At 54.2% G+C, this 14,193-nt stretch carries 11 protein-coding genes; 4 read left to right on the top strand and 7 right to left on the bottom strand.

Translation table 11 applies throughout. The features are described 5' to 3' along the window. The first annotated feature begins 69 nt into the window (after positions 1-69). Together BG55_RS01955 and dcuR are read left to right on the top strand one after the other, a co-directional pair. Entirely contained in the window at positions 70-1,692 is a 1,623-nt protein-coding gene (locus tag BG55_RS01955; protein WP_034933776.1) for a sensor histidine kinase, read from the top strand. After that, complete coding sequence (dcuR, locus tag BG55_RS01960) at positions 1,689-2,408, top strand: two-component system response regulator DcuR (protein WP_034933781.1); 720 nt, start codon at positions 1,689-1,691, stop codon at positions 2,406-2,408. Before BG55_RS01955 ends, dcuR begins: the two co-directional genes overlap by 4 nt. Here the strand turns inward: dcuR and BG55_RS01965 are convergent. Next, positions 2,389-3,357 carry an FAD:protein FMN transferase gene (locus BG55_RS01965; RefSeq protein ID WP_034933784.1) on the bottom strand — a complete coding sequence of 323 codons (969 nt, stop codon included), beginning with the start codon at positions 3,355-3,357 and terminating at the stop codon, positions 2,389-2,391. The two genes, dcuR and BG55_RS01965, sit on opposite strands and share 20 nt — an antisense overlap. 51 nt (positions 3,358-3,408) lie before the next feature. Next, positions 3,409-6,186, bottom strand: coding sequence for a flavocytochrome c (locus tag BG55_RS01970; RefSeq protein WP_034933788.1), 2,778 nt, complete (start codon positions 6,184-6,186; stop codon positions 3,409-3,411). A gap of 691 nt (positions 6,187-6,877) precedes the next feature. Here BG55_RS01970 and BG55_RS01975 point away from each other — a divergent pair. Together BG55_RS01975 and fumA are read left to right on the top strand one after the other, a co-directional pair. Then, positions 6,878-8,386: a DASS family sodium-coupled anion symporter gene (locus BG55_RS01975; RefSeq protein WP_034933790.1), complete on the top strand. Its 1,509-nt coding sequence runs from the start codon at positions 6,878-6,880 to the stop codon at positions 8,384-8,386. A gap of 55 nt (positions 8,387-8,441) precedes the next feature. Beyond that, complete coding sequence (gene fumA / locus BG55_RS01980) at positions 8,442-10,088, top strand: class I fumarate hydratase FumA (RefSeq protein ID WP_034933793.1); 1,647 nt, start codon at positions 8,442-8,444, stop codon at positions 10,086-10,088. A 189-nt stretch (positions 10,089-10,277) separates the two neighbouring features. Here the strand turns inward: fumA and BG55_RS01985 are convergent, their stop codons facing one another. From BG55_RS01985 to proB, 5 genes are all read right to left on the bottom strand, one after another. After that, a complete protein-coding gene (locus BG55_RS01985; protein ID WP_034933795.1) occupies positions 10,278-10,703 on the bottom strand; it encodes a type II toxin-antitoxin system VapC family toxin in 426 nt (141 codons plus the stop codon). Next, on the bottom strand, positions 10,703-10,954 hold the full coding sequence (locus BG55_RS01990; protein WP_200871586.1) for a type II toxin-antitoxin system Phd/YefM family antitoxin: 252 nt from the start codon (positions 10,952-10,954) through the stop codon (positions 10,703-10,705). The genes BG55_RS01985 and BG55_RS01990 overlap by 1 nt, the downstream gene beginning before the upstream one ends. A 91-nt stretch (positions 10,955-11,045) precedes the next feature. Further along, on the bottom strand, positions 11,046-11,675 hold the full coding sequence (locus tag BG55_RS01995) for a LysE family translocator (RefSeq protein ID WP_034933800.1): 630 nt from the start codon (positions 11,673-11,675) through the stop codon (positions 11,046-11,048). An 86-nt stretch (positions 11,676-11,761) separates the two neighbouring features. Continuing rightward, positions 11,762-13,015, bottom strand: a complete 1,254-nt coding sequence (gene proA, locus BG55_RS02000; protein WP_034933965.1) for a glutamate-5-semialdehyde dehydrogenase — start codon at positions 13,013-13,015, stop codon at positions 11,762-11,764. 15 nt (positions 13,016-13,030) lie between these two features. Continuing rightward, entirely contained in the window at positions 13,031-14,134 is a 1,104-nt protein-coding gene (gene proB / locus BG55_RS02005) for a glutamate 5-kinase (protein WP_034933803.1), read from the bottom strand. Positions 14,135-14,193: the final 59 nt, after the last annotated feature.

Raw genomic sequence — 14,193 nt, forward strand, 5'->3', positions numbered from 1 at the left:
GCCTGCACCGCTTTATCAATGCCGGGCCATCAGCGATAATCACGGTTTGCGCTTTGCAATGGGAAAATAATGGCTGACACACAACTCCATAAGCCTGCACCCAGGCGACCATTGAAACTCAGTACCTCGGTGTCACTGATGGTAGGCTGCGTGATTGTCCCGATGCTGGTGGTGATTTTTGCATTGTATTTTGTCCATATCAGCAATCTCACCCGCGATGGTGTGAAAGCTGCCGCCTTTGCCGTAGCCCGCACGCTGGCGGACGATCCCGAAGTAAAACAGAGCCTGACGTTGCCGCCCGACAGCTATCGCATCCAGACCGTGGCAAATCGCGTTCAGCAGCGCAACGGACTGATGTTCGTGGTGATAACCAATATGCAGGGTATCCGCTACTCCCATCCTAACCCTGCCACCATCGGCGCACGATTTATTGGCGATGATATCAATCCCGCCCTCGCCGGACATGAAAATGCGGCGGTAAACCGGGGGACGCTCGGCGAAGCTATGCGCGTATTCACGCCTGTCTGGGACGATCGGCACCAGCAAATCGGCGTGGTTTCCGTTGGCATCTCCCTCAGTAAGGTGGCGGACCAAATCAGCCGCAGCCGCTGGAACGTGCTGTGGACCGTTTTGTTCAGTGCGCTGATTGGCGCACTGGGGACAGGCGTGCTGGTACGAATGCTTAAGCGAATCCTTTTTGGCCTTGAACCGCATGAAATTTCATCCCTTTTTGAACAACGACAGGCCATGCTGCAATCCCTGAAAGAGGGTGTCATCGCCATCGACAGCCAGGAGCGGGTGACGCTGATTAACCATGCCGCTCGTAAAATGTTGTTGTCGCCGGATGAATTCCAGCAGGGCAAACGCGTCGAGCCAGGCCCGCTGGTGGCCGCGCTGGGTGAGGTACTGCGCAGCGGCAAACCGGTACAGGATCGGGAAATTCGCAGCTATGGCCGCCTGTTTCTGTGCAATATTCTGCCGGTGCGCAACAATAATCAGGTGATTGGCGCAATCAGTACCTTTCGCGACAAAACGGAAATCCAGATGCTGATGCAGCGGCTGGACGGTATGGTCAGCTATGTCGATGCGCTGCGCGAACGGTCGCACGAATTTATGAATAAACTGCACGTGATCCTCGGCCTGCTGCATATGAAAAATTACAGCAAGCTGGAAGATTACATTCTGCAAACCGCCAATAACTATCAGGAAGAGATTGGCTCTTTGCAGCACAAGCTGCGATCGCCGGTCATTGCCGGTTTTATGCTGGGTAAAATGAACCGTGCGCGCGATGCAGGCCATATACTGACGCTGGCAGAAGAGTGTCTGGTACCGGATAATCCCAATGAACAGCAGGTTGCCGTGCTGATTACGGTGCTCGGTAATCTTATCGAGAATGCGCTTGAAGCCATGTCGGGCCAGCCCGCAGGCGAAGTCAGCGTGCTGCTGCACTATCAGAATGGCTGGCTGGGTTGCGAAGTCAGCGACGACGGTCCGGGTATTCCCCCTGAACAGGTCCCGCTGATTTTCGATAAGGGATTTTCCACCAAAGGTGGTGAACACGGCGTCGGACTGGCTCTCGCCAGGCAGCAGGTTGAACAGCTCGGCGGCACGATTACCGTAGAATCCGAACCTGGCGTCTTTACCCAGTTTTTTGTTCAGTTACCCTGGGACAGTGAAAGGAAAAATAAGTGATAAATGTATTGATCGTTGACGACGATGCCATGGTTGCAGAGCTGAACCGCGTTTATGTCAGCCAGGTGCCCGGCTTTGCCTGCTGCGGTCACGCAGCCACCCTGCGTCAGGCCGAAGAGATGATCAACAATCCGTCGTTGCATATTGATTTGATCCTGCTGGATGTCTATCTGCAACAGGACAACGGGCTGGATCTGCTGCCCGTGCTGCGTGCGGCCCTCAGCCCGATTGATGTGATTGTGATCTCCTCCGCCTCTGACGCCGCGACTATTCAGAAATCAATGCATTACGGAGTGGTGGATTACCTGCTGAAACCCTTCCAGTTTCCTCGCTTCGAAGAGGCCCTGACCGGCTGGCGTGAGAAGAAAAAGCTGATGGTGTCACATCAGTATTACGAACAGGCTGATGTTGACCGTCTGATGCACAGCGGGACGCCCGTTGTTGCCGATGCCCGCAAATTACCGAAAGGTCTGACCCAGCAAACCCTGCGCACCCTGTGTCAGTGGATTGATGCTCACCCGGCGAACGAGTTTTCCACCGACGAGCTGGCGAGCGCGGTGAATATTTCGCGGGTGTCATGTCGTAAATATCTGATCTGGCTTGCGCAAATTGACATCCTTTATACCAGCGTCCATTACGGACTGACCGGACGTCCTGTTTACCATTACCGCCTGAAAGCAGAGCACCACGAGCTGCTTAAACAGTACTGCCAGTAATCAGCCGGTACGCTTTATCCAGCAGGGTAAAGGAGAACTGACGAGCAGAAGAGAGGATCACCTCATGCTGTCTGGTCACAAAGATCGCCTCAACTCCTGGCTGCTGGCGCAGTGCCGCGCATCCCTTTTCCACCCCCATACCAAAAATCAGCGTGGTCCAGATATCGCCGTCGAGTGAATCCGCAGAGACAATGGTGACGCTCTCCAGCTCATTCTCCAGCGGGTAGCCGGTGCGCGGATCAAGGATATGGTGATAGCGGCGTCCATCCTGCTCAAAGTAGCGTTCATATATTCCGGACGTGACCACAGATTTATCGGTGACCTTAATTGCGCCGAGCAGTGCATCGGCAGCCGCAAAAGGCTTTTTCAGTCCGACAGACCAGCCGTCAGGTGGTGCGCCCAATGTCTGGACATTGCCTCCAAGGTTGATCAGCGCCCGCTCCGTGCCCTGCGCACGGAGATAATCCCGAACCCGGTCAGCAATAAACCCTTTTGCTATCGCCCCCAGGTCAATTTCCATCCCGGGCCGGGTCAAAAACACCGTGCCAGCGGACTCATCCAGCACCACCTGTTGCGGACGGGTGCGCGGTAATAGCCCGGCTATCTCGTCGGCAGGCGGCACGCTGTCGCCTTTAAAACCAATACGCCAGCGCTTGACCAGTGGACCAATGGTCAGATTAAAGCAGCTCTCCTCCAGCAGGCTGGCCGCCAGCGCACATTTGATTAAGGCAAAAACCGGCGCGCTGACCGCCACCGGATGACGTCCCGCCGCCAGGTTGATATCCATCACCTCAGAGCGGGCGCGGTTGACGGTCAGCAGGTCTTCGTACTGTTTAATCAGACGAAATACCTGAGAAGCCAGCGTCTGGTTATCTTCGAACAATTTTAACAGGATGGGAGAACCCATTAAGACGGCTGAGTAGCCATATATGCGGTAGTCAGACGACATCACAGGCTCCTTGTTATGACGCGCCCCGTTGGCTGGCGGGGCGCAGATGACTTAATTTTTTGCCCGGCTTGCCGCCTGATGGCCCGCCAGGGTGCCAAATATAATGATATCAGCGACGGCATTGCCGCCAATGCGGTTCCCGCCGTGGAGGCCACCGACCACTTCACCGGCAGCAAAGGCACCGGGGATCACCTGCCCCTGCTTATCCAGCACCGCCGTGTCCGGATTGATGGTGACACCGCCCATAGTATGGTGCACGCCGGGGGCAATTTGTATCGCGTAGAAAGGCCCCGCTTTCAGCGGATTACGCATTGCCGTTTTACGTCCAAAATCAGTGTCATTCTGCGGCTCAACAAAACCGTTATAGCGTTCCAGCGTGGCGAGTAACTGATGATGACTCATCCCCAGCTTGTCAGCCAGTTGGCGAGGCGAATCCGCGCTGACCACAAAACCTCGTGCAATGTATTCATCTGCGGCTTTGTTTTTTATCCGTACATTTTCATCAAAGACGATCCAGGCGTTCTTCTCCGGCAGGGCGATAATCTGCGCCGATACTTTATCTCTGGTTTCCATCTCATTACAGAAGCGGCTGCCCTGCTGATTAACCAGAATAGCGCCCCCGCCGCGGATAGATTCCGAAATCAGATAGGAGCTGTTCTGTTCTACCGTTGGATGGATCTGGATCTCACCCATGTCCACCGTACCTGCACCAATGTGCTCCAGCAGAGCAATTCCCCCGCCGGTTGCCCCCTTATGATTGGTGGTGACAAAACCGTCCAGATCCGGACGGTATTTCACCACCATCTGGCTGTTGGCGCTGAATCCCCCGGTGGCCATAATAATGTTGCGGGTGCGAATAATCAGCTGTTCGTTTTCTTCATTTAACAGATACAGACCGCAGACCTCGCCCTGCTCTGACTGAATTTCGGTCACCGTGGTATCGGTCATTATGGTGATTTCACGACGGGCTATATTGCGCATTAATCCGCTGATCAGGTAGCTGCCTACTGCCGACCCGTCCCTTGGCCGATGGGTGCGATCTGTGCTCATGCCGCCGGTGGTGGTGATGTCATTGAGCATAATCCCGTGACCGGCCAGCCATTCAATGGCCTGGGGGGCATTTTCAACAAAGCGGTGCAGCAATGCCGGGTTGTTGAGGTTTCTGCCGCCTTTCAGCGTTTCCGCATAGAAGCTTGCTTTGCTGTCCTGGATGCCTTTCACCCGCTGGAAGCGGGTTTCTGCCGCATTCATCCCGGCAGAGGCTTTAATGGTATTACCGCCGAGGGTCGGCATTTTTTCCACAATCAGTACCCGCGCACCCTCATCATGGGCCTGGATGGCCGCCGCCAGACCGGCTCCGCCACTGCCTACCACCACGACGTCATACTCATCTGCTGCCCCGGTACTTCCGCCCTCCTCCATCATCCGTTCCCTGCTGGATTTCACCATTGCTTTGGAGACGGCTTTTTTCACCGCTTCACTTTGCGAGGTGGCGCCGGAAATGGCATCCACATGCGGGCTGTTGGCAGTAAGAATACGCTGGCGTATTTCGCTAAAGCTGGTGATGAAGTTGACATCGTCGGCCGGTCCGTCAGCCAGCTCGATCGCCGCGATCCGATCGCTTTCAAGCTGGATGCTGAAGGTCAGCTGATGGGCATCATCCTGCACTTTCTCAACGAAGGTGCCCGCTTTAAACTTCGCGCTGGCCATGCTCATGTCACGAATCATCGCTTCAACCAGCGAAAAACGCCACAGCGGTTCAGGTATATGCTTTGCTTCGCGTTGGGTACTGTCGATGTACAGTTCCGGTTGTTCCCCGCTGGCAATGCGAGCGGCCCAGTCCGGATAAGCGATACACGCCCGCCCCACGGCCACCAGATCGTAACCGTGCGCCAGCGCCTGACTGACATCCGCCTCATTTACCACGCCGCCGACGCCCATTACCGGGATCGCCGCCAGAGCCGCAGAGCGTTGTGCCAGATACTTACTGATTAACGGCGTCGGATCGCGGGTATCAACAATCGACGATCGCAGCGCATAGCCCAGTGAAAAGTGCAGATAGTCCAGGCCACGCGCCGCCAGTTTTTCCAGCAGCCAGAGTGTGTCGTCAAAACGAATACCAGGAACTTCCATCTCTTCAGGGGAAAAACGGTAGCCGATAATAAAAGCATCATCAGCGTACTGGCGGACCATCTGGTGGGTGATATCCAGCACCGCTAACGGAAATCTGGCACGATTATCGCGGCTGCCGCCCCATTCGTCGTCGCGCTGGTTGGAGTTTGGCGAGTAGAACTGCTGGATAAGATAGGTGTTGGCACCGTGTATTTCCACGCCGTCAAAGCCAGCCTGAATCGCACGCCGGACACCTTCACCAAACTTCACTACCATTGCGGCCACTTCTTCGGTGGTCAGCGCGACCGGTGTTGCGGCACCTTCTCGCGGTGCCGCCAGCGCGCTGGGTGCAACCGGCGTCCGTCCGCCGATAAGTTTTGGGTCGACCATGCGACCACCATGATAAATTTGCAGAATCGCCCTGGAGCCTTCAGCTTTGATTGCCTGCGCTATTTTTGCCAGACCGGCTATTTTTTCGTCGTTATCGATACCGATAGCGCCAGGAAAAGCCAGCCCGAGACTGTCGATAAAACAGCACTCCACCACGATGGTTCCGATGCTACCCGCGCGCGCCCGGTAATATTCCACCAGTTCACTACTCACCGTGCCATCAAAATAGCCGGTACAGGTAGTCATTGGTGCCATCAGCAGGCGATTTTTAAGTTCAGTACCATTCGGCAGGGTAAACGGGCTGAAGATAAGCGATTGGTTGCTCATAATTGTCAACTCCAGAATTTTTAAAACAAGAAATTAATATTCGATTGCCGGAATTATTTTTCGCTCTGGTTATTTATCGATGGCATGCATGCAATATAATCCTATTTTTAATTACTAAATCGATTACATTAGTTAAAAAACTATTGAAGCACGGTACTGTTCTGAAAATACAGCGAATAAAATTGTGCATAAAATAAAAAAATTACAATAACACCCATTAATTTAACCTCTCGTTTACTTTTAATTTTTGATTTAAAGTGTTAATTTTCAATTAATTACATCAAAACTTCGTGTATATATCACACACAATCACTCTCATCAGAACAATCGCAGATTTTTTAAATTACACATCTGTTAAAAATAAACCTTATAAAAAAGTCAGGTATTTGAAAAATTAAATCAGAGACTGGCAAAGGTGGTTTATTGATCTTGATCAATTATCATCACATCAAAAGGCGCAGAATATAAATATTCAGTTAACGTCATTCACCTTCATTTTATTAATACATATTAAAAATAATGCGACAGGTCATTTTTCTTTTCATGAAGATGACTATTCCTGCATAAGTTAACGTGCTGAAAGCGACTGAATGACCGCTCGCCGTTAGTCGGAAAATGGCAGGAAAATAAGAAAAAGTGACAGGTAGCGACTGGACTGAACCCAATTCTAAACTACTGGCAGATCTGAACTATGACTGATAAATCAATCTCTATGCCGCTGAACAAAGCGGGCAACGCGAAGGACGGTAGCAAACGCCTGCTGATGCTGGCGCTACCTGTTTTCGTCAGCCTTTTGCTGTTGTTGGTGCCGGTTCCGCAGGGACTGGAACCTCACGCATGGCACTTCTTCGCCGTATTTGTGGGGGTAATCGTTGGCCTGATTTTCGAACCCCTGCCCGGCGCGGTTATTGGCCTTACCGGCGTGGTAGTCATCGCGCTCGGCAGCCAGTGGCTGTTGTTCAGCCCGGAACAGCTGGCCGACCCGAAATTTAAGCTGGCGGGCCAGTCATTCAAATGGGCGGTGAGCGGCTTTGGTAACTCCACCGTCTGGTTAATCTTCGGTGCCTTTATGTTTGCTGCCGGTTACGACAAAACGCAGTTTGGCCGCCGTCTGGCGCTGATTCTGGTTAAATACCTTGGCCGTCGCAGCCTGACGCTGGGCTATGCCATTACGCTGGCTGACCTGCTGCTGGCACCGTTTACCCCATCGAATACCGCGCGCAGTGGGGGCACCATTTTCCCGATTATTTCTAACCTGCCGCCGCTCTATGGTTCTAAACCGAACGATCCCAGCGCGCGAAAAATTGGCTCTTACCTGATGTGGGTTGCGATTACCGCGGCCTGTATTACCAGCTCAATGTTTCTTTCTGCGCTGGCACCCAATCTGCTGGCACTGGCTCTGGTGAAAAGTATCGTTGGCATCAACATCTCCTGGGGTACCTGGTTTATCGCCTTCCTGCCGCTGGGATTGTTACTGATCCTGACCATGCCGCTACTGGCTTACTGGTTCTATCCGCCCGAAGTCAAAGTCAATGATGAGGTTCCGCTGTGGGCAAGCCGTGAGCTGAAAAAACTGGGTAAGATGTCACGTAATGAGATTCTGTTACTGGTGCTGGTCTGTGCTGCGCTGGTGATGTGGATTTTCGCCGCAAGCTTTATTGAACCGGCAATGGCCGCACTGTTAGTGATTGTGCTGATGCTGTGGACCGGCGTGCTGGAGTGGAGCGATATCACCGGCAATAAAGCAGCCTGGAATACCTTCGCCTGGTTCGCCACGCTGGTTGCTCTGGCAGATGGTCTCTCTTCCACCGGCTTTATCGCCTGGCTGGGTAAAGAAGGCGGTGCGATGATGGGCGGTATCTCTCCCGGCATCGCCACTATTGTGCTGCTGCTGGCGTTTTATCTGCTGCACTATCTGTTTGCCAGCACCACCGCGCACACCACCGCGCTGTTGCCTGCCATGCTGACCATCGCATCGACCATTCCCGGCATGAATATGGAAGTCTTCTGCCTGCTGATGGTGACCTCGCTGGGTATCATGGGGATCATTACTCCGTACGGCACCGGCCCAAGCCCTATATACTATGGCAGTGGCTATCTGCCGACCAAAGACTACTGGCGGCTGGGGACTATCTTCGGGGCGATTTTCCTTGCCGCCCTGCTGGTAATTGGTTACCCGTGGATGGCAATGATGTTCTGATTAACAACCGCCGGAGAGAGCCCTCCGGCGGTTAAATTTTAGGAGTAAGCGAGCGATGTTAAATAAACCGTTTTATTACCAGAACCCTTTCCCGCTGGCGCACGATGATACCGACTACTATCTGCTCACCCGTGATCATGTCTCCGTCGCTGAATTCGATGGTCAGCCCGTACTGAAAGTGGAGCCAGAAGCCCTGACGCTGCTGGCAAAACAGGCGTTCCACGATGCTTCCTTTATGCTGCGCCCTGACCATCAACAGCAGGTGGCGGATATTCTGGATGATCCGCAAGCCAGCGAAAACGATAAGTATGTGGCGCTGCAATTTCTGCGCAACTCAGAGATCGCCGCCAAAGGGATCCTGCCCACCTGTCAGGACACCGGTACGGCGATTATCATGGGTAAAAAAGGCCAGCGGGTATGGACCGGCGGCGGTGACGAAGCGGCGCTGTCGCAGGGGGTCTACCAGACCTATATCGAAGATAACCTGCGCTATTCGCAAAATGCCGCGCTGGATATGTACAAAGAGGTGAATACCGGCACCAATCTGCCAGCGCAGATCGACCTCTACAGCGTTGACGGCGACGAGTATAAGTTCCTCTGCGTGGCCAAAGGCGGCGGCTCAGCCAACAAAACCTATCTGTATCAGGAAACCAAAGCGCTGCTGGCCCCGGGAAAACTCCAGGCTTATCTGGTGGATAAAATGCGGACTCTCGGCACGGCGGCCTGCCCGCCTTACCATGTCGCCTTTGTCATTGGCGGCACCTCAGCAGAAGCGACACTAAAAACCGTTAAGCTGGCTTCCACTCACTACTACGATAACCTTCCTACCGAAGGAAATGAGCATGGCCAGGCCTTCCGTGATGTTCAGCTGGAGCAGGCGTTGCTGAAAGAGGCGCAGAATCTGGGGCTGGGCGCGCAGTTTGGTGGCAAATATTTCGCCCATGATATTCGGGTGGTCCGACTGCCGCGTCACGGTGCCTCCTGTCCGGTGGGGATGGGCGTTTCCTGTTCCGCCGACCGTAATATCAAAGCGAAAATTAATCGTGACGGCATCTGGATTGAGAAGCTGGAAGATAATCCGGGCAAATTTATTCCTGAACGTCTGCGTCAGGCAGGAGAAGGCGAAGCGGTGCAGGTTAATCTCAATCGTCCGATGAAGGAGATCCTGGCGCAGCTTTCAGACTTCCCGGTTTCCACCCGGCTGTCTCTCAGCGGCACCATTATTGTGGCGCGTGATATTGCCCATGCGAAGCTGAAAGAACGTATTGATAACGGTGAGGGGCTGCCGCAGTACGTGAAGGATCATCCGGTTTATTATGCAGGCCCGGCGAAAACGCCGGAAGGCTATGCTTCTGGTTCACTGGGTCCAACCACCGCCGGAAGAATGGATTCGTATGTCGATCTGTTGCAGTCGCACGGCGGCAGCATGATCATGCTGGCAAAAGGTAATCGTAGCCAGCAGGTGACCGATGCCTGTCACAAACATGGTGGCTTCTATCTTGGCAGTATTGGCGGGCCAGCCGCCGTCCTCGCGCAACAAAGTATTAAGAGCCTGGAGTGCGTGGAGTATCCGGAACTGGGAATGGAAGCGATCTGGAAAATTGAAGTGGAGAATTTCCCGGCGTTTATTCTGGTGGATGACAAAGGCAATGATTTCTTCCAGCAGATTCAGAGCGGCCAGTGCAGCAGCTGTCTTAAGTAAGCTGCGACAGTGAAAATAAGCGGGCGTCTGAGGCGTCCGTTTTTTTATGCCTGATAACCCGTCTGGCTGTAAGTTTCTGCCCTGACTTTTGCAACGCTGGGATGCGCAATGGATTATTTCCCACACCCACAGAAAGCCGTGTGAAAGGTAATGACGGCTTTGCTCTGTAGAGGCGGAGTTTTACGCCAGTCAGGACGCCAGCCAGGGATTAACCCGCTCCACTCCCAGGTGATCAAAATCCTGGGTATTACGTGTCACCAGAATCATGTCATGCCAGTACGCCGTAGAGGCGATCAGCGCATCCGTTTCCGAACGTTTATCAGGGATATGCAATCCGGCGCAGTGCAGCGCCACATCAGCATCAACCGGCAGGCAGCGATGCGCAAATTCGCTCTGTACCCGGAGATCAAACCATTTCCGCAATACCGAAGCCTGTTTTAAATCCCTGCGCGCCAGACTCAGGATCCCTCTTTCGATTTCCAGTAAAGTGATAGCAGAGATAAACAGATCGCCCGCATCAACCGTCATCGCCCAACGGGCAACATTCGCATCAATTTTTCGCGTCCCGGCTTTGCGCAGTTCCGAAACCACATTGGTATCCAGTAAATAACGCATCAGAAATCCGTTTCCCTGTTGATAATGGTACTGCGTTCAGGCTCAAATTCGATATCAGCGGCTTCCGGCATGGCCAGTGCATCCAGAATATTCCTGCGTGAGCCGGTCATCTGCTTAAACTGCTGGTAGGTGAGAAGAACGTGGGCGGGTTTTCCGCGATCCGTAATGTATACCGGCCCCGTTTCTGCCGCTTTTTTGGCTTTGGACAGCGCCTGATTAAACAAACGGCTGGTTATAGTAGTCACTTTCATCAACCTCTCCTGCAATGGTAGCAACGTCACTACATGCTACCGCAGGCACCACCTGAAAAACCACAGCCTGATGAAAATTTAATCACCAGAGTTATTTCCGTCCGTCAAACACCATTTTCAACGCCAGGCCGGTTAACACCGTGCCCATCAGCCAGCGCTGTACTTTCTGCCAGACAGGGCGCTCAGCCATCAGGCTGGCAATGGTGCCTGCGGCATAGATAATCAGCGCGTTGACCAGCAGGCTGATGGCGATCTGCACCGTACCGAGTGTCAGCGATTGCGCCAGGACATCCCCCTGTCCAGGCCTGATAAACTGCGGCAGCAGGGTCAGGTAAACCAGTGCAACTTTCGGATTAAGAGGATTGGTCAGTAAGCCCATGGTGAACAATTTGCGGTTACTGTCAGCAGGCAGATGACGTAACTGAAAAGGTGATTTTCCGCCGAAGATGACCTGCCAGGCCATGTACAACAGGTAAAGCGCCCCCGCGATGCGCAGCACATCATAGGCAAGTGGCACCGCCATAATCAGCGCGGTGATGCCCATTGCCGCACACAGCATATAGAAAATGAAACCCATCGCCACGCCAGCCAGCGAGATCCAGCCCGCCTTACGGCCCTGACAAAGGGATCGCGAAACCAGGTAAATCATATTGGGGCCAGGGGTCAGCACCAACCCTGCGGCGATGGCAGCAAATGGCAATATCTGGGAGAAAGTAATCATCTGAACACGCCTGTTAATTTTGCACAGCGAGAACTTATCCTGAAGGGCACAACGCCACATCCCTGTGGCGTAAGAATGAAAATAACCTAGCGGCGCAGGGTGTCGTTACCGAAAGCGATCCATTTATAGGTGGTCAGCGCCTCCAGGCCCATCGGGCCACGGGCATGTAACTTTTGGGTGCTGACCGCGACTTCTGCTCCCAGACCAAACTCGGCACCATCGGTAAAGCGGGTACTGGCGTTAACGTATACCGCCGATGAATCCACCTCATTAATAAAACGGTTCGAGTTCGTGATGCTGCGGGTGAGGATGGCATCAGAATGCTGCGTGCCATATTCACGAATATGGGCGATGCCCTCATCAAGGGAGTCCACCAGCTTAACATTGAGGTCCAGCGCCAGCCATTCGTCGCGATACTGTGCGTCGGTCACCGCGCTCACCTCTGCCGGCCCCTGTTGTAACAGGGTCATCGCGCGAGGATCGGCGTGTAATCTGATCCCCTCTTCTTTCATCCGCTGGCTTAAAGCAGGCAGAAAACTGTCGGCGATGGCAGCGTGGACCAGCAGGGTTTCCAGCGAGTTACAGGCGCTTGGACGCTGTTTCTTGGCATTGACGATCACCGCCAGCGCCGCGTTCTGATCGGCATCAGCATCGACAAAGGTATGACATACGCCAATACCGCCGGTGATCACCGGGATGGTCGACTGCTCACGGCAAAGCTTGTGCAGACCCGCCCCACCGCGAGGGATCAGCATATCCACATAACGATCCAGTTTCAGCAACTGGTTGACCAGCTCGCGATCGGGGCTTTCAATCGCCTGCACGGCAGCGGCAGGCAAACCATGCTGTTTTAACGCATCCTGGATCACACGCACGGTGGCACCATTGGTGCGATACGTCTCTTTGCCGCCACGCAGGATCACCGCATTACCGGTTTTCAGGCACAGCGAGGCAACATCCAGCGTCACATTGGGTCGCGCTTCGTAAATCACCCCGACCACGCCCAGCGGCACGCGGCGACGCTCAATACGCAGGCCGCTGTCCAGCAGGCCGCCATCGATCACCACGCCCACCGGGTCGGCCAGGTGGCAAACCTGACGGACATCATCGGCAATGCCTTTCAGACGCGCCGGGTTGAGCATCAGGCGATCCAGCAGCGCTTCACTCAGGCCATTTTTGCGCGCATCCGCCAGGTCGAGTTCATTGGCGGTGAGGATCTGATCGCTTTGTGCTTCGAGACGATCGGCAAGGGTCATCAGCACCTGATTTTTTTGCCCGGTGGAGAGCACCGACAGCTGGTAAGAGGCGGCTTTTGCGGCCTTACCCATTTCTTCAAGCATCATAAGCCTTGTTCCTTAACTGACAATCATATCGTCGCGGTGCACGGCAACCGGGCCATACTCGTAACCCAGAATGTCGTTGATCTGCTGGGAGTGATGCCCGGCAATCATTCGCATCGCATCGCTGTTATAACGGCAGACACCGTGGGCAACATCGCGACCTTCAAGGCTGCGAATACGGATCACTTCGCCGCGTGAGAAATTGCCGCTAATCTCGCGGATCCCCTTCGGTAACAGTGAGCTGCCGCGCTCCAGAATTGCAGAGAGTGCGCCATCATCCACGGTTATCTCTCCCGCAGGCGGCGCACCAAAAATCCAGCGTTTACGGTTCTCCAGCGGCGTCTGCATGGCATGAAAACGCGTGCCCACCGGCTTGCTGTCGATAACATCTGCAATGACTCCGGCACGGCTGCCAGCTGCGATAATGGTATCAATTCCGGCGCGGCAGGCTACATCAGCGGCCTGCAACTTGGTGGTCATGCCGCCCGTTCCAAGCCCGGAGACACTGTCACCGGCCAGCGCACGCAGCGCGTCATCGATACCCCGGACGTCCTGAATCAGTTCCGCCTGCGGATTATGGCGGGGATCGGCAGTAAACAGACCCGCCTGATCGGTCAACAGCAGCAGTTTATCCGCGCCGGCCAGAATCGCCGCCAGTGCTGAAAGGTTATCGTTGTCGCCGACTTTGATTTCCGCCGTCGCCACCGCGTCATTTTCATTGATCACCGGCACGATGTGGTTATCCAGTAAAGCCCGCAGCGTATCGCGCGCATTGAGGAAACGTTCACGATCTTCCAGGTCGGCACGGGTCAGCAGCATCTGACCGATATGGATACCATAAATGGAGAACAGCTGCTCCCACAGCTGGATTAAGCGGCTTTGCCCCACCGCAGCCAGCAGCTGCTTTGAGGCGATGGTCGGCGGCAGTTCCGGGTAGCCCAGATGCTCACGTCCGGCGGCCATCGCGCCAGAGGTGACAATCACAATTCGATGGCCTGCCGCATGTTGCTGCGCGCACTGACGCACCAATTCGACAATGTGTGCCCGGTTCAGCCGACGCGATCCGCCGGTTAATACGCTGGTCCCCAGTTTCACTACCAGGGTCTGGCTGCTGCTCATTATTTCCTGCCGTAACTGAAAAAAAGGTAAGGGAGTCTTTGTATCAGGTGTGCCTGCGG

The sequence above is a fragment of the Erwinia mallotivora genome (assembly GCF_000590885.1).
GTDB lineage: Bacteria > Pseudomonadota > Gammaproteobacteria > Enterobacterales > Enterobacteriaceae > Erwinia > Erwinia mallotivora.